General features: G+C 56.2%; 21 protein-coding genes. 19 read left to right on the top strand and 2 right to left on the bottom strand.

What is annotated here, in order from left to right:
• The first annotated feature begins 279 nt into the window (after positions 1-279).
• Entirely contained in the window at positions 280-933 is a 654-nt protein-coding gene (locus tag CAP31_RS13300) for a prepilin-type N-terminal cleavage/methylation domain-containing protein (RefSeq protein WP_087447981.1), read from the top strand.
• On the opposite strand, the gene CAP31_RS13295 is transcribed toward CAP31_RS13300, so the two are convergent.
• Positions 930-2900 carry a monovalent cation:proton antiporter family protein gene (locus tag CAP31_RS13295; protein WP_087447980.1) on the bottom strand — a complete coding sequence of 657 codons (1971 nt, stop codon included), beginning with the start codon at positions 2898-2900 and terminating at the stop codon, positions 930-932. The genes CAP31_RS13300 and CAP31_RS13295 overlap by 4 nt on opposite strands.
• Before the next feature lie 287 nt (positions 2901-3187).
• Here CAP31_RS13295 and CAP31_RS13290 point away from each other — a divergent pair, with 287 nt between their 5' ends.
• Genes CAP31_RS13290 through CAP31_RS13225 form a run of 14 tightly spaced genes read left to right on the top strand, consistent with a single transcriptional unit; the run spans position 3188 to position 12800 of the window.
• Positions 3188-4183 carry an SIS domain-containing protein gene (locus CAP31_RS13290; RefSeq protein ID WP_087448397.1) on the top strand — a complete coding sequence of 332 codons (996 nt, stop codon included), beginning with the start codon at positions 3188-3190 and terminating at the stop codon, positions 4181-4183.
• 15 nt (positions 4184-4198) lie between these two features.
• Positions 4199-4723 carry an HAD family hydrolase gene (locus CAP31_RS13285; RefSeq protein WP_087447979.1) on the top strand — a complete coding sequence of 175 codons (525 nt, stop codon included), beginning with the start codon at positions 4199-4201 and terminating at the stop codon, positions 4721-4723.
• A complete protein-coding gene (gene lptC, locus CAP31_RS13280) occupies positions 4720-5289 on the top strand; it encodes an LPS export ABC transporter periplasmic protein LptC (RefSeq protein ID WP_087447978.1) in 570 nt (189 codons plus the stop codon). Before CAP31_RS13285 ends, lptC begins: the two co-directional genes overlap by 4 nt.
• Positions 5276-5872 carry a lipopolysaccharide transport periplasmic protein LptA gene (gene lptA / locus CAP31_RS13275; RefSeq protein ID WP_087447977.1) on the top strand — a complete coding sequence of 199 codons (597 nt, stop codon included), beginning with the start codon at positions 5276-5278 and terminating at the stop codon, positions 5870-5872. The genes lptC and lptA overlap by 14 nt, the downstream gene beginning before the upstream one ends.
• Positions 5873-5874: 2 nt before the next feature.
• Complete coding sequence (lptB, locus tag CAP31_RS13270) at positions 5875-6597, top strand: LPS export ABC transporter ATP-binding protein (RefSeq protein ID WP_087447976.1); 723 nt, start codon at positions 5875-5877, stop codon at positions 6595-6597.
• Positions 6598-6606: 9 nt separating this feature from the next.
• Entirely contained in the window at positions 6607-8037 is a 1431-nt protein-coding gene (locus CAP31_RS13265; RefSeq protein WP_087447975.1) for an RNA polymerase factor sigma-54, read from the top strand.
• Positions 8038-8059: 22 nt separating this feature from the next.
• Positions 8060-8395: a ribosome hibernation-promoting factor, HPF/YfiA family gene (hpf, locus tag CAP31_RS13260; RefSeq protein ID WP_087447974.1), complete on the top strand. Its 336-nt coding sequence runs from the start codon at positions 8060-8062 to the stop codon at positions 8393-8395.
• A 6-nt stretch (positions 8396-8401) separates the two neighbouring features.
• The gene (locus CAP31_RS13255) at positions 8402-8857 is read left to right on the top strand and encodes a PTS sugar transporter subunit IIA (RefSeq protein WP_087447973.1); all 456 of its coding nucleotides are present in this window, start codon (positions 8402-8404) and stop codon (positions 8855-8857) included.
• Entirely contained in the window at positions 8854-9798 is a 945-nt protein-coding gene (gene hprK, locus CAP31_RS13250) for an HPr(Ser) kinase/phosphatase (RefSeq protein WP_087447972.1), read from the top strand. Before CAP31_RS13255 ends, hprK begins: the two co-directional genes overlap by 4 nt.
• Before the next feature lie 23 nt (positions 9799-9821).
• A complete protein-coding gene (gene rapZ, locus CAP31_RS13245; RefSeq protein WP_087448396.1) occupies positions 9822-10655 on the top strand; it encodes an RNase adapter RapZ in 834 nt (277 codons plus the stop codon).
• Entirely contained in the window at positions 10652-11038 is a 387-nt protein-coding gene (locus tag CAP31_RS13240; RefSeq protein WP_157662758.1) for a NusG domain II-containing protein, read from the top strand. Before rapZ ends, CAP31_RS13240 begins: the two co-directional genes overlap by 4 nt.
• Positions 11019-11567 carry a Gx transporter family protein gene (locus tag CAP31_RS13235; protein WP_087447970.1) on the top strand — a complete coding sequence of 183 codons (549 nt, stop codon included), beginning with the start codon at positions 11019-11021 and terminating at the stop codon, positions 11565-11567. Before CAP31_RS13240 ends, CAP31_RS13235 begins: the two co-directional genes overlap by 20 nt.
• Positions 11551-12162: a flavin prenyltransferase UbiX gene (locus CAP31_RS13230; RefSeq protein WP_087447969.1), complete on the top strand. Its 612-nt coding sequence runs from the start codon at positions 11551-11553 to the stop codon at positions 12160-12162. The genes CAP31_RS13235 and CAP31_RS13230 overlap by 17 nt, the downstream gene beginning before the upstream one ends.
• Complete coding sequence (locus CAP31_RS13225) at positions 12159-12800, top strand: LON peptidase substrate-binding domain-containing protein (protein ID WP_223247287.1); 642 nt, start codon at positions 12159-12161, stop codon at positions 12798-12800. Before CAP31_RS13230 ends, CAP31_RS13225 begins: the two co-directional genes overlap by 4 nt.
• A gap of 57 nt (positions 12801-12857) precedes the next feature.
• Here the strand turns inward: CAP31_RS13225 and CAP31_RS13220 are convergent, their stop codons facing one another.
• Entirely contained in the window at positions 12858-13295 is a 438-nt protein-coding gene (locus tag CAP31_RS13220; protein ID WP_087447968.1) for an Rrf2 family transcriptional regulator, read from the bottom strand.
• 182 nt (positions 13296-13477) lie between these two features.
• Here CAP31_RS13220 and CAP31_RS13215 point away from each other — a divergent pair, with 182 nt between their 5' ends.
• From CAP31_RS13215 to CAP31_RS13200, 4 genes are all read left to right on the top strand, one after another.
• On the top strand, positions 13478-13846 hold the full coding sequence (locus tag CAP31_RS13215; RefSeq protein WP_087447967.1) for a group 1 truncated hemoglobin: 369 nt from the start codon (positions 13478-13480) through the stop codon (positions 13844-13846).
• A gap of 26 nt (positions 13847-13872) precedes the next feature.
• Positions 13873-14844 carry a 2Fe-2S iron-sulfur cluster-binding protein gene (locus CAP31_RS13210; protein WP_087447966.1) on the top strand — a complete coding sequence of 324 codons (972 nt, stop codon included), beginning with the start codon at positions 13873-13875 and terminating at the stop codon, positions 14842-14844.
• An 81-nt stretch (positions 14845-14925) separates the two neighbouring features.
• Positions 14926-15993, top strand: a complete 1068-nt coding sequence (locus CAP31_RS13205) for a GTP-binding protein (protein WP_087448394.1) — start codon at positions 14926-14928, stop codon at positions 15991-15993.
• A gap of 18 nt (positions 15994-16011) precedes the next feature.
• Positions 16012-16332 (top strand): hypothetical protein, encoded by a 321-nt coding sequence (locus tag CAP31_RS13200; RefSeq protein ID WP_087447965.1) that lies wholly within the window; start codon positions 16012-16014, stop codon positions 16330-16332.
• Positions 16333-16387: the final 55 nt, after the last annotated feature.

The raw sequence follows: 16387 nt of genomic DNA, 5'->3' as shown, positions 1-16387 counted from the left end.
AGGGTTATGATTTTAAAGGTGCGCAGATAAGGTGACGAGTATGCTTACGCACGTATCGTGCCAGTTTATCGTGTTTTATTGTGCCTGTGCAAAAGTAACGTATCTGTAAAGACATTATCGAAATTTCATCATTTATGGCGAGATTTGGTCTTGCCGGGAGGGTGTTTTTGAGCAGGTTTTATGGTATTTTTGTACTTGGTTGATGTTTGTGGATTTGGTGCAATCCTTGCTTTTGAAGCTGACATAACAAAATAACGCTAAATATCGGGAGAATAAATCATGGTCAGCACGAAGCGGCAAAGTGGTTTTACGTTGATAGAAATCGCCATTGTCCTGGTGATCGTCGGTTTGCTGTTGGGCGGGATACTCAAAGGGCAGGAGCTTATTACCCAGGCCAAGATCCGCAATGTGGTGAACGATTTTAACGGCACATCGGCAGCCTATTACGCCTATCAGGATCGATATCGGGCGATACCGGGGGATGATATCAATGCGGCGACACGCTGGACGAAACCTCAGGCGACTTCCGGCGACGGCAATGGCGTAGTCAGCGGTAATTATTATGATATCGCGGGAAGAAGTGAAACCGCCTATTTCTGGCAGGACTTACGCTTGAGCGGTCTTATTGCCGGGGCCGGAACGGATACTGCGCCCCCGCAAAATGCGGCGACGGGCATTACCGGTGTGCAAAACAGCGGTGCAATGGGTTTGTCGGGTCTGGTGGTGTGCTCATCAAATTTGCCGGCAAAAATCGCACAGGCCGTGGACAGCCAGTTTGATGACGGTGTCGGCACGACCGGGCAAGTCAGGGCTGCGGTTGCTGGCGCGGGTGCGCAAGGGACGGCGAACGCGCCGGCGGTAGATCAGAATACCGCCGCAACTGATTATGTAGATAACGGAACCAATCTGTACGTGGTCTGCAAGAACATTTAACCCTGCAACAGCTGTATTTCCGCGGTAGCCAGATTTTCCGGGATGCCGCGCAATACCAGTACGTCACCGGCAAGTATCTGCATATCGGGCTGAGGGTCGAGGCCGCGGATATTGCGGCGACGCACCACCAGTACTTCCACGCCCAGTTCTGCCAGTCCGGTTTGCTCAATGGTCTTGCCTGCCGCTGCCGCCTGCTCGGTGATGAGCACTGAGAGCAGACGCGGTTGTGCGGTTTCGTTCAATTGCGCATCTTCGTCCGTGGCGCCGCGGAAGAAGCCGCGCAGCAAGCCATAGCGTTGTTCACGTACATTCCGCAGCTTTTTCAGCACGCGGCTCAACGGCACGCCGAGCAGTAACAGCGCATGCGAAGCCAGCATCAGCGAGCCTTCGAGAACCTCAGGCACCACGGCGGCAGCGCCGGCCTGTTTGAGCGTGTCGAGATCGGTTTCATCCAGCGTGCGCACGATGACGGGCAGATCCGGGCGGATTTCCTGCACCAGACTCAGAATCTTCATCGCAGCATGGAGGTCGGCAAAGGTGACGACCATGCCGCGCGCCCGGTTGAGTCCTGCGGCCATCAGTACTTCGCGGCGCGAGGCGTCGCCGAATACGACGGTCTCGCCTGCGGCCGAGGCAGCCTTGACGCGGGACGGGTCTGCATCGAGTGCGATATAGGCGATATCTTCCGATTCCAGCAGCCTGGCCAGACTTTGCCCGCTGCGGCCGTAACCGCATACGATCAGGTGGCCATCCGCGCCCATGCTTTTGATGGCGATGTCATGCAGATCGCGGGCCCGCCCGGCCCATTCTGCACCGCACAGGCGGCGGGTGAGAGCGTCCGTGTTCTGAATGATGATAGGGGCGAGCATCATCGACAGTACCATCGCGGCGAGCACTATCTGTAACGGCGTGCCGCCGATCAGTCCTAATCCGCCTGCCTGGGCCAGTAACACGAAACCGAATTCCCCTGCCTGGGCCAGACCCAATGCGGTGCGGGTAGCCACGGGTGATTCATTGCCGAAAGCACGCCCGATACTCCAGACGATGGCGGTTTTGCTGAGTATGAGCGCGATGAGGGTGATGCTGACCCAGATCCAGTGGTGCCATACTTCATGCAAGTCCAGCAGCATGCCGATGGTGATGAAAAACAGGCCCAGCAATACGTCGCGGAATGGTTTGATGTCGTCTTCCACCTGATAGCGAAATTCGGTTTCGGAAATCAGCATGCCGGCCAGAAATGCGCCCAGTGCCAGCGACAGGCCGGCTTGATCGGTAAGATAGGCCAGTCCTAGCGTGATGAGCAGCACATTGAGCATGAACAGCTCGGATGATTTGTGGCCGGCAACCCAGCTGAACCACGGGCGCATTAATTTCTGACCGACGAACAATAACAATATCAATACCAGTATCGCCTTGGCGCCCGCGATCATCAGCGATTCCCAGAGCTGCGCCCCGCCGGATGCCAGTGTCGGCGTGAGAATCAGCAAGGGAACGACCGCCAGATCCTGGAACAGCAATACGGCGATCATCTGTCGGCCATGTTCGGACTGTAATGCCAATCGTTCGGCCAGCATCTTGCTGACGATGGCGGTGGACGACATGGCTAATGCGCCACCCAGGGCCAGGCCCGCGGTCCAGGGAAGGCCAACGCTGGTGGCGATAAGGATGACCAGTAAAATGAAACTCAACACCTGCGCGCCGCCGAAACCGAATACCGTGGTGCGGATGGCTTTGAGTTTGGGCAGGCTGAATTCCAGGCCGATGCTGAACATGAGGAAGACAACGCCGAATTCGGCCAGATGGCGGGTTTCCGGGCTGTCAGGAAGCCAATTGAGGGTGTGCGGCCCCATTAAAATGCCGACCAGCAGGAAACCCAGCATGGATGGCAATTGCCAGGCGCGAAACAGCGCCGATACCACGACGGCAGCGGCCAATAACAGGATGACGAGGCTAAGAGTAGAGTGCATAGCCGGAAGATTAGAGGCAAGTGGCCGTTGCTGCAAGCATTTGACGCTGATGCAGGCTTGTCCTGATGCGACTCGGGCTTGAAAAGACTGGTGCGGCCTTTTGTTTCGTATGGGGATTTTGTGATGTCAGGTACGAATATTGCTCCGAAACGCTTTGCAAAATGGCGCTGCCAGACAAATCAGGCTCGGTGACCGACCGTCAAACTGGCGCATCCTGCGCAATCATTGCGTGAACTTATGGAGTATCCGGGGTAAAATAAGCATTCTAATTAAGAAGTTTAATGATTATGTCTAATTTACCTACTGCCGAGTTCGATGCGGATGCCGCCTTGAGTTTGGCGCAACGAGTGCTGACCATAGAAGCGGAAGCGGTAATGGCGATGCGCGATCGCCTGGATGGTCAATTTGTCGAGGCGATGGCATTGATCCTGGGCTGCCGCGGCCGCGTGGTCGTCAGCGGCATGGGTAAATCCGGACATGTGGGCGGCAAGATCGCTGCAACGCTGGCGAGTACGGGGACTCCGGCGTTTTTCGTGCATCCGGGCGAGGCCAGTCACGGTGATCTGGGCATGATAACGCACGAAGATGTGTGTATCGCCTTGTCCAATTCGGGCGAGAGCGCGGAGCTGACTGCGATCGTGCCGCTAATCAAGCGCCGCGGCGCGCGGCTGATCGCCATGACCGGCAACCCGCAGTCAACCCTCGCGCGCGAAGCGGATGTGCATCTGGATGCCAGCGTGGCACAGGAAGCCTGTCCACTTAATCTGGCGCCTACCGCGAGTACCACGGCAGCATTGGCGTTGGGCGATGCGCTGGCGATCGCGTTGCTGGAAGCGCGCGGTTTCGGTTCGGAGGATTTTGCTCGTACCCATCCCGGCGGCTCGCTGGGGCGGCGTTTGCTGGTGCATGTGCGCGACATCATGCATTACGGCAACGAACTGCCTGCCGTACCGCAAACCGCCTTGCTGCCCGCGGCATTGCTGGAAATGACGAGTAAGGGCTTGGGCATGACCGCCGTCGTCGACGATGCGCAGCATGCGGTGGGTATTATTACCGACGGCGATTTGCGCCGGATATTGGAAAAATCGATTGACGTACGTCTGGCCAAGGCGCACGAAGTCATGTCGGTCAATCCGCGTGTCATCAGTCAGGGCCAGCTGGCCGTTGCTGCCGTGGAGAAAATGCAGAGCCACAATATCAATGGCTTGCTGGTGGTTGACGAAGCGGGCAAGCTGGTGGGCGCGTTGAACATGCTCGATCTACTGCGGGCGGGGATCGTTTAAGCGGATGGACAGGTCATGAATCAGGCACATCAGCGCGCACTTCCGGTCAAACTTGCCATTTTCGATGTCGATGGCGTCATGACCGATGGCAGCCTATTCTTTTGCGACGACGGTAAGGAATACAAGGCGTTTAATTCGCTGGACGGGCATGGCCTGAAAATGCTCAGGCAGACAGGGATCGAGAGCGCAATTATTACCGGGCGCAATTCGCAAGTGGTGACCCACAGGGCGAAAAATCTGGGTATCCACCATGTTTATCAAGGGGTGGATAACAAGCTCGATGCGTACCGGCATTTGCTGGACAAACTGGGGTTGCAGATGGTGCAGACTGCCTACATGGGCGACGATGTGATCGATTTGCCGATCATGACGCGCTGCGGCTTGGCGATCAGCGTGCCCGCAGCGCCCTGTGAGGTGCAGCAATATGCGCATCTGGTCACACAGCGCGAGGGCGGGCACGGCGCTGTGCGTGAGGCCTGCGAATTCATCATGAAGGCGCAAGGGCATTATGCCGCCTTGCTGGCAGAATATCTGCGATGAACACTCGGCCGCTGTATTGGTTTCCGCTGACCATTATTGCCGTGCTGGCCGCATTGACTACGTGGCTGCAATTTGCCGTGCAAACCTCGAGTCCGGGATTGCTGTCGAACGGACGGCATGTCGCCGATTATATGATCGAGAATTTCGTAGTGTCGCGGACCAATCTGGCGGGACAGGTGATCTACACGTTGCATGCAGATCATGCCGAGCATTATCTGGATGACGATACGACGCATTTAACCCGTCCGCATCTGGTCGCACATGACGATCAGCAGGGCAGCGCCGATATCCGTTCCAGCCGGGCATTCGTTACAGCACAGGGCAAGCAGGTGAATTTTATCGGTCATGTGGTGCTGGTGCGCGATGCGCACGATCAGCAGGGGCCGTTGACGCTGACTACCGAGTACCTCGAAGCGATACCCGATCAGCGCGTGATGCGCACCAATCGGCCGGTGCTGGTACAAGGTAAATCCATAAATATGACCGCAGGTGGGTTAGAATTAAACAATCAAACTCAAATCTTACAGCTTACTCATCGTGTCAAAGCGCGTTATGAACCTATTTAATAAATCCATTATCATCGGCGCTTGCCTGTTTTCGCTGTCGGCGCCGTTCGCATTGGCGGAACAGGCTGATCGTACCAAGCCGGTCAATCTCGAGGCGGACAGCGTTACCGTCGATGATCTGCACAAGGTCAGTATTTATGTGGGTAATGTCATCCTGCTGCAAGGGACGATGACGTTGAAGGCTGATCGCATAGAGGTGCATCAGGATGGCGAAGGATTCAACAAGGCCACGGCTTTCGGTAACCCCGTGTATTTCAGGCAAAAACAGGACAACTCGGATGAGTATATCGAAGGTTATGCGAGCCGGCTGGATATGGATACCAAGCAGAATACCGTGCTGTTGACCGGCAATGCGCGGCTGAAAAAAGGTGCGGATGAGCTGCGTGGCAATACCATGAGTTATAACACCGCAACCGAATATTTCGAGGTGAAAAACGATCCGAATGTCGCGAAATCGCCGGGAGTATCTCCCAGCCGCGTGCATGCGGTAATCCGACCCAAGCCGAAAGCAGGGGCACAGCCGCCGGCCACGCCGTTACCGTTGCAACCTGCAGGCAGTCTGAATCCGGACGCGAGTAAGTAGAAATGAGCGAGCTCAAGGCGCTGCACCTGAAAAAAAGTTATAAATCGCGTCTGGTAGTCAAAGACGTGTCGATCAGCGTAAACCCGGGTGAAGTCGTCGGTCTGTTGGGGCCGAATGGCGCGGGCAAAACGACGTGTTTTTATATGATCGTGGGCCTGGTCAAGCTGGATGGAGGCGAAATTCAGATGGATGGCCACGATCTGGGCATGATGCCGATACATCAGCGCGCTGCATTGGGTTTGAGTTATTTGCCGCAGGAAGCCTCGATATTTCGTAAGCTCACGGTAGAGCAGAACATACGCGCGATTCTGGAGTTGAAAAAATATAGCGAAGCCGAGATCGAGCAGCATTTGAACGACTTGCTGGAGGATTTGCACGTCGAGCATTTGCGTGATTCGGCAGCAATGAGCTTGTCCGGCGGCGAACGCCGTCGTGTCGAAATTGCCCGTGCCCTGGCGATGAATCCGCGGTTCGTGTTGCTGGATGAGCCATTTGCCGGCATAGATCCTATTGCGGTAATCGATATCCAGAAGCTGATACGGTTCCTGACCGAGCGCGGCATCGGTATTCTGATAACCGACCATAATGTACGCGAAACCCTGGGTATTTGTGACCGGGCCTACATCATCAACGATGGTACGGTACTGGCTGCTGGTAAACCTGAGGAAATCATTCATAATGAAAGTGTCCGCAAGGTTTACCTGGGCGAACATTTCCGCCTCTAACGACAGATCATGAAACAGGGTTTACAACTTAAACTATCCCAGCACCTCACGCTGACGCCGCAATTGCAGCAATCCATCCGTTTGCTGCAATTGTCGACGCTTGAGCTCAATCAGGAACTGGAGCTGATGGTGCAAGAGAACCCGCTGCTCGAGCGGGTGGATGCGATCGACGATAGCAGCATGCGCAGCCCTGAGTATGAGCCGAGCGTAGCCGGCAGCACGGAGACGACTGTGGATGCCCCGGTTGAAACCGCCCCGCGGGAACTGGCCGAGCTGGACTGGAACGAGTCTGCCAATTACGGTTCCGGCGATGACAATGATGACGATGATTTTGAACCGCAGACATCGTCGCAAGACGTTATCAGTCTACGCGATCATCTGGCCTGGCAGCTCAATCTCACCCCGTTGCTGGAGCGCGATAAGCGTCTGGTTCTGCTGCTGATCGATGCCCTGAATGAAAGCGGGTATCTTACCCAGAGCCTGGAAGACATTGCGGAAATGTTGCCGGATGAGCTGGAAGTGGATATGGATGAGCTGCAAATTGCACTCAAGCATTTGCAGAATCTTGAGCCAACGGGCGTCGGTGCGCGTAACCTCGCAGAATGCCTGGCATTGCAGCTGCAGACCCTGCCGAAATGCACTCCACATCTGGCGTTGGCGCAGCGTATCGTTGAACATGATCTTGCGGCGCTGGGCGCGCATGATTATGCAGGACTGAAGCGCAAGTTGCATTGTGATGACGAGGCGTTGCGTGCCGCCCGCGAGCTGATTACCCATCTCAATCCGCGTCCTGGCGAGGCGTTTGGCGCATCCGATACGCGTTATATCATTCCCGATGTGATCGTCAAGAAAGTCAAAGGCTTATGGGTAGCCAGTCTTAACCCGGATGCCATGCCCAAATTGCGCATCAATCAACTGTATGCAGACATTCTGTCGCGCAATCGCGATGTCAATCACCAGCAGCTGGCCGGGCAATTGCAGGAAGCGAAATGGCTGATCAAGAACATCATGCAGCGTTTCGATACCATATTGCGGGTGACGCAGAGTATCGTCGACAGGCAGCGCCATTTCTTCGAACATGGCGAAGTGGCGATGCGTCCGCTGGTATTGCGTGAAATCGCCGAAGTCGTGGAATTGCACGAATCCACGGTATCGCGCGTGACCACCCAGAAATTCATGATGACCCCGCGCGGAATCTTTGAATTGAAATACTTTTTTGGCAGTCATGTGAATACTGACGCCGGCGGGGCTTGCTCGGCGACTGCAATTCGTGCGTTAATTAAGCAACTGATCAGTGCGGAAAACACCAGGAAACCTTTATCCGACGGGCAAATTGCTGAGGTTCTCGGTCAGCAAGGTATCGTAGTAGCGCGTCGAACGATTGCAAAATACCGTGAATCCATGCAAATTCCGCCCGCCAACCAGCGCAAAGCGCTATAACCAGCAAGTGAAAGGGAATGTCATGAATCTAACAGTTACCGGTCATCATCTGGAAATCACCCCTGCGATTCGCGAGTATGTGATATCAAAAACCGATCGCATGAAACGTCATTTTGACCATGTTATCGACGTCAATGTCGTGCTCACGGTAGAAAAGCTGAAGCATATCGCCGAAGCCAGCGTGCATCTCAGCGGCAAGGATATCTTTGTGCAGGTCGAAGAGTCCGACATGTATGCAGCGATCGATAGCCTGGCTGACAAGCTGGATCGCCAGGTCATGAAGCACAAGGAAAAAAACATCGCTTCGCATCAGGCCAGTGGCGGCATCAAACATCAAGCGGTGGTTGAGCAAGAATAAGCCGCAATGAATCAGATAGTTCCGCTGCTCCCCATTTCGCATATTCTTCTCGATATCGGGATGGGGAGTAAAAAACGTCTCTTTGAATATGTTGGGCAATTATTTGGCAGTGAAGTGGGTGTCGCACCCAATGTTATTCTCGATAGTCTGATCGCCCGCGAAAAGCTTGGCTCTACCGGATTGGGGCAAGGTATCGCGATACCGCACGGGCGCATCAAAGGTTTGAAATCCGCAACAGGCGTGCTGGTTCGGCTTGAGCCGGCGATTGATTTCGATGCTCCCGATCACCTCCCGGTCAAACTTGTTTTCATGCTGTTCGTTCCCATGCAGGCGACTGACCTGCATTTGCAGATACTCGGCGAACTCGCGCAGCTGTTCAGCAACAAAGCCTTGCGCGATGCGCTGCTGACCAGCACCGACAGTGAAGGCGTGCTTGATCTGATCCGTAATTGGCAGCCATGACAAACTCCATCCCCGTTAGCCAGATGTTTGCCGCACTTGCCCAGACGCTGGCGTTGACCTGGGTTTCCGGGCAGGAGGGCGGTGATAAGCAACTGGTGGGCGATACGGTGCAGAAGCCTTCGCTGGCGCTGGTCGGGCATTTGAATTTTGTGCATCCCAATCGCGTACAGGTGCTGGGATGCGCGGAAATGGACTATTTGCGCCAATTAGGCGAAGCCGGTTTGCAGAATGCGGTAACCAATCTGTTTTCGACAGAGCTGGCCGCGGTGGTGGTGGCTAATGGCGAGCCGGTGCCGTCCCAGCTGCTGGAAGCTTCCGAACGCACGCATACGCCGCTGTTTACTTCGCCGCAAGCCAGCCCGGAGCTGATGGCGGTGCTGTCACACTATCTGACCAATGTGCTGGCAGAATCGGTCAACGTGCATGGCGTCATGCTCGAAGTGAACGGCATCGGCGTGATGCTGACTGGCGAATCCTCGGCGGGCAAGAGCGAATTGGCACTGGAGCTGATTACGCGCGGCCATCGCCTGATTGCGGACGATGTGGTTGATTTGTTCAAGGTGTCGCCGGATACGCTGGAAGCGCAATGCCCGCCGATGTTGCAGGACTTTCTCGAAGTGCGCGGGCTGGGGATATTGAATATCCGTACCCTGTTCGGCGAGCTGTCGGTCAAAAGCAAAAAGAATCTCAAGCTCATCGTGCATCTGAAAGCACCCGCCGATCCGGCACAGGAGTCCATCTCCCGGCTGGATATGCACGCCTCGTCAGAAACGATTCTGGGTGTGAAAATTCCCAAAGTCCTTATTCCTGTCGCGGTGGGGCGCAATCTGGCAGTGCTGGTCGAGGTGGCAACGCGCAATCATATTCTGCGCATGCGCGGTTTCAACAGTGCGGAAGAATTCATTGCGCGTCAGCAGAAACTGCTGGAAGCAAACGAATAACCATGGAAATCGCGCTGAACAAAATGCAGTTGGTGTTGATCAGCGGCCTGTCGGGTTCGGGGAAAAGCATCGCCTTGAACGTGCTGGAAGACGTGGGCTATTATTGCATCGACAACCTGCCCGCCAACTTGCTGGAAGAGAGCATACAGTTTCTGGCCAGCCACGGTTACCAGCAGGTGGCCATCAGCGTCGATGCACGCAGCGGCGATTCCTGCCAGCATCTGCCGGCACTGGTGCAAAAGTTGCGGCAGCAACTGAATTTCCGCTTGCTGTTTCTGGAGTCGAAAACAGAAACGCTGGTGCGGCGGTTTTCCGAAACCCGACGCCGTCATCCGCTCAGCGATGAGCATCACGCATTGCCGGAAGCCATTGCGATGGAGCGGGATTTGCTGGACCCGATTGCGCAACTGGCGCATCGTATCGATACCAGCGACTTGTCCGCCAATACCTTGCGCAGCTGGATCAGGGACATGATTGCACTGGAAGGCGCCCAACTGACGTTGCTGTTTGCATCGTTCGGTTTCAAACATGGCATACCGCTGGATGCGGATCTGGTATTCGATGTGCGCTGTCTGCCGAATCCGCATTACGACCCCGTGCTACGTCCGCAGACCGGACGTGACCGGGATGTCATCAGTTTCCTCGAAAACATCCCGGAAGTGCGCGAGATGTTGTCCGATATCGAACAGTACGTGCGCAAATGGCTGCCATGTTTCATGCGCGATAATCGCGCCTACCTGACCGTGGCGATCGGTTGCACTGGCGGGCAGCACCGCTCGGTATACATGACCGAGCGTCTGGCGGCGCAGTTCTCGGCTGACGTGCAAACACTGGTGCGGCACCGCGAGTTGATGTGAGCACCCCAAGTTCGGTCATGGCGACGATAAAAAGCGGCGATTGGGCCGTATTGACGCTGGGAGTGATGGTGATCCTGGCGCTGGGTATGCATTACTGGATGAGTCCGGGCGGACAGCGTCTCATCATCAAGCGCGGCGGCGATGTGTTTCTGACGGCATCGCTGGCGCGTGCATTCAGTGTCGATGTGCCGGGCCCTCTGGGCGTCACGCAAGTGGAAGTGGCCGGTCATCGGGCGCGGGTGCGTAGCGATCCCAGTCCGCGGCAGCTGTGTGTGCATCAGGGATGGATCAGTCATGAGGGTGAAGCTGCGATCTGTTTGCCCAATCAGGTGAGCGTGGAAATCGTGGGGCAGGTGCGGCGCTATGACAGTCTTAACTATTAAACCTACCGCCGAAGATCATCGCATCGCCTATCTGGCAGCACTGGCTATCGCACTGATGCTGATGGAAGCGGCATTGCCGTCGCCGCTGCCCGGGGTAAAGCCGGGCCTGGCCAATATCGTGACGCTGCTGGTGCTGAAGCAATACGGCTTGCGCACTGCGATATGGGTGGCGGGGCTGCGGGTGGTGGCGGGCAGTATCTTGCTGGGCAGTTTCCTTACCCCGGGTTTCATGTTGAGTCTGGGCGGGGCGGCTGCCAGTCTGGCCGCGTTATGGCTGCTGCAGCATTTGCCTGAGCGTTACTTTGGCGCTGTCAGTTTGAGTGTCTCGGCCGCTTTTGCGCATATCAGCGCGCAATTGCTCATTGTGTCGGTGTGGCTGATGCCCGGCGTCAACGTATTCTATCTGAGCCCTGCTTTTGCAGCGGCAGCGTGGGTATTCGGCCTGAGCAATGGCCTCATTGCCGCTTACCTGTTACATAATCATCAGGATAATCTGCAGGGAAATAGCCAACATGAATCCGCCGCATAGTGTCACCCTGGCGTTGACCGGGGCATCGGGCATGCCGTACGGTATGCGCCTGCTGGAATACCTGCTGGCTGCCGATGTCAGCGTCTACCTGCTGGTTTCCAGTGCTGCGCAGATCGTGGCCAGGCAGGAGCTGGATCTGGCCTTGCCGGGACGTACACATGAGCTTGAGGAAATGCTGACGGCGCAATACGGCGCTCGTCCTGGCCAGCTGAAAGTGTTCGGACGTGAAGAGTGGTTTGCACCGGTAGCGTCGGGATCCAATCCGGCAGATGCCATGGTGGTGTGTCCGTGTACCATGGGCACGCTGGCAGCCATCGCGCAAGGCTTGTCCGACAACCTGATCGAGCGCGCCGCGGATGTCAGTATCAAGGAGCAGCGCAAGCTTATCCTGGTGCCGCGCGAGACGCCTTATTCGGCATTGCATCTGGAAAACATGCTGAAACTGGCGCGTCTGGGCGTGGTGATCCTGCCGCCCAATCCCGGCTTCTATCATCATCCGCAAACGATCGAGGACCTGGTGGATTTCGTCGTCGCACGCATTCTGGATCAATTGCATATCCCGCATCAACTGATGGCGCGCTGGGGACAGGCATGAGCTGGTTCAAACGCAGCCTGCCCCTGATGTTCGACCGGCTGCATAACGTACGCCATCTAAGCATCCCGATCTTTCCGATGCATACCGTGCTGTATCCCGACGGTCTGCTGCCGCTGAAAATTTTTGAGACGCGTTATATGGACATGGCCAAAACCTGTCTGAAAGACAATGCGCCATTTGGCGTGTGTCTGATTCAGGCCGGCGAAGAGGTGGGTGCGCCGGCCGTCCCTCATTCCGTAGGCACGCTGGCGCACATCGCCGACTGGGATATGCCGCAACTGGGCATTCTCAATATCACGGCTCAGGGCGGCCAGCGGTTTCTGATCGAATCCAGCGAGACCGGCAAGGACGGCCTGATCACGGCCGAGGTGAGTCTGATTTCGGCTGAAGCCACGCAGCTCGTGACCGACGAGTTCAGCCTGTGCAGCACTGTGTTCGAGACTATCGTGCAGGAACTCGGCACGACGCGTTTTTCCAATCCGATGCATCCGGAGCAGGCGGTCTGGCTGGGATATCGTCTGGCGGAAAGTTTGCCGATCAAGGCCAGCGCGAAACAGGATCTGCTGGAAATGAACGATAGCCTGATGCGCCTGAAGATCATCCAGGAATTCCTGAAACGGCAAGGCGTGCTCGGCTGACTGCTTTGGTCGGGCGGATCCCCGTGTTACTTGGATCGCTTGACAGCGATCTGCTGTTCAGCGTGGCATCGGTCGCAAGTTCACCAGCAGTGCCTGATCGGCGATCGTGTCGGCGATGGTATAGCGATCGAGTACCGCGAGAAAGGCCAGATTGGCTTCATTCAGGATGGATTTCAGATGGCAGTCGGGCGCCAGTACGCAGCGATTGGTGGTGCGATTGAAACATTCGGCAATGTCGAAATTCGGTTCGGTGCTGCGCACCACATCCCCGATCCTGATCTGCTCGGGCGCGCGCGCCAGCGCCATGCCGCCATGTTTGCCGCGCAACGTGTGGATAAAGCCCTGTTGTGCAAGATGGTGCACCACTTTGACCAGATGGTTGCGTGAAACGCCGTAAAACTCCGCCAGTTCGGTAATGGTAGCCCAGCCGTCGGTTTTCATGCCGAGGTAGACCAGCACTCGCAATGAATAGTCGGTATATCGTGTAAGTTGCATAAAATCCTTGACACCCGGTTAACGTTCTTATTAAGATACATACAAGATGTATCTTATGCAGGTTATTCAATAACCTGATTTTACATCGTACTGAGGTCGAATAGACCTGTTTTTTTCCTCAATAAAATGTATTTATTATACATGTTATTGAATTGATCGAATACACATTAGGAGTGACGCAAATGGCTAACGAACTGTTCCATAAATTAGGCGGCGAAGCCGCAGTTAATGCTGCAGTGGATGTGTTTTACCGTCGCGTGCTGAGCGATGACCGCATCAGCGATTTTTTTGAAGATGTCGATATGGAGCGTCAGGCCGCCAAACAAAAAGCGTTTCTGACCATGGCATTCGGCGGCCCGGTAAATTACAGCGGCGCCGACATGCGTAAGGGTCATGCTCATCTGGTCGCGCGCGGTCTGAACGACAGCCATTTCGACGCCGTGGTGGAAAATCTGGTGGCATCGCTGCAGGAGTTGAATGTGCCAGCCGAGCTGATCGCGGAAGTCGGCGCCGTGTGCGAAACCACACGCAACGACGTGTTAAACAAATAGTTCAACGCTAAACGGGACCGGACATCATGACGCAATTACATTTGAACGAAGCTACTTATCAATGCGAAGCGGGTGAGTCAGTACTGGACGCCCTCACGCGCCAGGGTGTTGCGGTTCCCTCTTCCTGCCGCAGCGGCGTATGCCAGACCTGCATGATGCAGGCGGCGGCCGATGCCAATGTGCCGCGCGCTGCACAGAATGGGCTGAAAAGCACCTTGCAGGCGCAGAATTATTTCCTGGCGTGCGTATGCCATCCCACCGAGGACATGACGGTCAGCCTGCCGGACAGCAGTGACAGATTGCTGCCGGCGACAGTCACCGCGATTCGCCCGCTCAACGACGAAATACTCTGCGTCGGGCTGGATTGCCCGTCGCTGCAGGATTATCGTGCCGGACAGTTCATCAACCTGTACCGCGATGCCGGATTCTCACGCAGCTATTCGCTGGCCAGCGTGCCGACTGACAGCTACTTGCGCCTGCATGTGCGGCGCCTGCCCGACGGGCGCATGAGCAACTGGATACACGACCAGCTGAAGATAGGCGACAGTCTGCATATCAGCGCGCCGGTCGGTTCATGTTTCTATCTGCCCGGCGCTGCGGAACAGCCCTTGCTGCTGATCGGCACCGGCTCCGGTCTGGCGCCGTTGATGGGCATCCTGCGCGATGCGCTCAATCGGGAGCATAGCGGCGAGATTCATTTGTACCACGGCAGCCGCGACAGAGCCGGTCTGTATCTGGTGGATGAATTGCGCGAACTGGCCGAGCATCACCCCAATTTCCATTACACCCCCTGCGTTTCCAGTGAGCCCGCGACATCCGGCTGCAAATCCGGTCGTGCAGTCGATGTCGCGCTGGCCGAGCACCCTGATCTGGCCGGCTGGCGCGTATATCTGTGCGGCAATCCGGACATGGTCAAGTCGGCGCGGAAGAAGGCGTATCTGGCCAAGGCGGCGATGAACGATATCTATGCGGATGCGTTCGTCGCGGTAGCGAGCTGACCGCTCATCCAGTTGCGGCATTATCGTCCGGTGCATATTGGATTATCATAGTGTCTATCTATCCCTATGCCGCAGACAGCAATGACCAATACGCCTCCCGCGCCACCGCTTATCCCCGTCACCCTGCTCACCGGATTTCTTGGCAGCGGTAAAACCACACTGCTGAATCAGCTGATTCGGCAACTGCCGCACACCGCGATCATCATGAACGAGTTCGGCGAGATCGGGCTCGATCATCAGCTGCTGCAAAAAACCGATGGGCCGTTAGCGCTACTGCAGGGCGGCTGCATCTGCTGCACGGTAGTCGGCTCGTTGTCGCCGACACTGAAAAATCTGTTCATGGCGGCAAAAAGCGGCGATCTGCCGCAATTCGAGCGTGTCATCATCGAAACCACCGGCATTGCCGATCCGGCACCGATTCTGGATACGCTGATCAACGACCGCTGGATCGCCGCACGCTTTGCTTTGAACAGCGTAGTGACCACGGTGGATGCGGTATTGGGCGAGCAGCAGCTGGACAGCTATTTCGAAGCGGTGAAGCAGGTTGCCGTGGCAGACAGGCTGGTGCTGACCAAGACCGATCTGGCGAGCGCGGCGATGACGGATGCGTTACGCAGCCGCCTGGTTGCGCTCAACCCCGCCGCGCCTATTCTCTCAGCCGATCACGGCGCTATCGACCCGGCACTGATCCTGAATGCCGGGCTGTACAATCCGGCAACCAAAACCAGCGATGTCAACGAATGGCTGAAACTTTCGCGCTATCGCCCGGTAAGCGCAGTCAGCGTTCTGGGCAGGCCGGTCGTGCAAGGCGATGCCGTGCACGACGACCGCATCCGTTCGTTCAGCATGACTTTCGACGAGCCGCTGGAGTGGGAAGCCATCCACGCGGCATTGCAGATGCTGCTATGGAAGGGCGGAAAATCGGTGTTGCGCATGAAAGCCATTGTCAACCTCAAGGGCAAAACTCGCCCTACCGTGCTGCATGCAGTCGGCCATGTGTTCTCGCCGCCGGTCGAGTTGCCGGAATGGCCGGACGACAACCATCAGAGCCGCTTCGTATTCATCGTTGCCGATCTGGCGGCCGAATTGGTGCCGAAAATGCTGGCGGATTTTAATGAAGCCTATCGTGTAGGGAAAATGTCAGCTTAAATCGATAAACTGTACTGCATGTTTATCCGACGCCACTTTTCTGCCATTGCGCTGACCCTCGCCCTGCTGCTGGCATGGTCGCAGCAACTGGTGGCCGCGCACGGTGTCGTGCATCCGTTCCAGGACGGCGGTGCACAAACGCACAAGCACGCACATGGCTCGGATTCGCGGCTGTGCGATTTGTGCGTCATCAGCGCGCTGGATAATGTGCCCGTCACTATTCCTGATTTTGGACTGGCGACCGAAGCCACGCATGTGCTGGTGGCCGAAGCCGTCGCTAGTCAGACGCAGTTCACGCCTTCTCATTACCATTCCCGCGGCCCTCCCGTTCTTGCCTGACCGATGTGATTGAGCAGCGCTGCAATGAATTGCAGCGTATTGATCTATTTTTCAG

The sequence above is a fragment of the Sulfuriferula sp. AH1 genome (assembly GCF_002162035.1).
GTDB lineage: Bacteria > Pseudomonadota > Gammaproteobacteria > Burkholderiales > Sulfuriferulaceae > Sulfuriferula.
The sequence above is the reverse complement of the archived record's forward strand: the minus strand, read 5'-3'. Positions and strand labels throughout refer to the sequence as shown.

Excerpts from the sequence above, each read along its gene's own strand:
- CAP31_RS13300 (WP_087447981.1), top strand. The coding sequence starts at position 280 with ATGGTCAGCACGAAGCGGCAAAGTGGTTTTACGTTGATAGAAATCGCC.
- CAP31_RS13220 (WP_087447968.1), bottom strand. The coding sequence starts at position 13,295 with ATGCAACTTACACGATATACCGACTATTCATTGCGAGTGCTGGTCTAC.
- rapZ (WP_087448396.1), top strand. The coding sequence starts at position 9,822 with ATGCAGTTGGTGTTGATCAGCGGCCTGTCGGGTTCGGGGAAAAGCATC.
- lptB (WP_087447976.1), top strand. The coding sequence starts at position 5,875 with ATGAGCGAGCTCAAGGCGCTGCACCTGAAAAAAAGTTATAAATCGCGT.
- CAP31_RS13255 (WP_087447973.1), top strand. The coding sequence starts at position 8,402 with ATGAATCAGATAGTTCCGCTGCTCCCCATTTCGCATATTCTTCTCGAT.
- hpf (WP_087447974.1), top strand. The coding sequence starts at position 8,060 with ATGAATCTAACAGTTACCGGTCATCATCTGGAAATCACCCCTGCGATT.
- CAP31_RS13200 (WP_087447965.1), top strand. The coding sequence starts at position 16,012 with ATGTTTATCCGACGCCACTTTTCTGCCATTGCGCTGACCCTCGCCCTG.
- CAP31_RS13290 (WP_087448397.1), top strand. The coding sequence starts at position 3,188 with ATGTCTAATTTACCTACTGCCGAGTTCGATGCGGATGCCGCCTTGAGT.
- CAP31_RS13205 (WP_087448394.1), top strand. The coding sequence starts at position 14,926 with ATGACCAATACGCCTCCCGCGCCACCGCTTATCCCCGTCACCCTGCTC.
- CAP31_RS13295 (WP_087447980.1), bottom strand. The coding sequence starts at position 2,900 with ATGCACTCTACTCTTAGCCTCGTCATCCTGTTATTGGCCGCTGCCGTC.
- lptA (WP_087447977.1), top strand. The coding sequence starts at position 5,276 with ATGAACCTATTTAATAAATCCATTATCATCGGCGCTTGCCTGTTTTCG.
- CAP31_RS13235 (WP_087447970.1), top strand. The coding sequence starts at position 11,019 with ATGACAGTCTTAACTATTAAACCTACCGCCGAAGATCATCGCATCGCC.
- CAP31_RS13230 (WP_087447969.1), top strand. The coding sequence starts at position 11,551 with ATGAATCCGCCGCATAGTGTCACCCTGGCGTTGACCGGGGCATCGGGC.
- CAP31_RS13215 (WP_087447967.1), top strand. The coding sequence starts at position 13,478 with ATGGCTAACGAACTGTTCCATAAATTAGGCGGCGAAGCCGCAGTTAAT.
- CAP31_RS13265 (WP_087447975.1), top strand. The coding sequence starts at position 6,607 with ATGAAACAGGGTTTACAACTTAAACTATCCCAGCACCTCACGCTGACG.
- CAP31_RS13210 (WP_087447966.1), top strand. The coding sequence starts at position 13,873 with ATGACGCAATTACATTTGAACGAAGCTACTTATCAATGCGAAGCGGGT.
- hprK (WP_087447972.1), top strand. The coding sequence starts at position 8,854 with ATGACAAACTCCATCCCCGTTAGCCAGATGTTTGCCGCACTTGCCCAG.
- lptC (WP_087447978.1), top strand. The coding sequence starts at position 4,720 with ATGAACACTCGGCCGCTGTATTGGTTTCCGCTGACCATTATTGCCGTG.
- CAP31_RS13225 (WP_223247287.1), top strand. The coding sequence starts at position 12,159 with ATGAGCTGGTTCAAACGCAGCCTGCCCCTGATGTTCGACCGGCTGCAT.
- CAP31_RS13285 (WP_087447979.1), top strand. The coding sequence starts at position 4,199 with ATGAATCAGGCACATCAGCGCGCACTTCCGGTCAAACTTGCCATTTTC.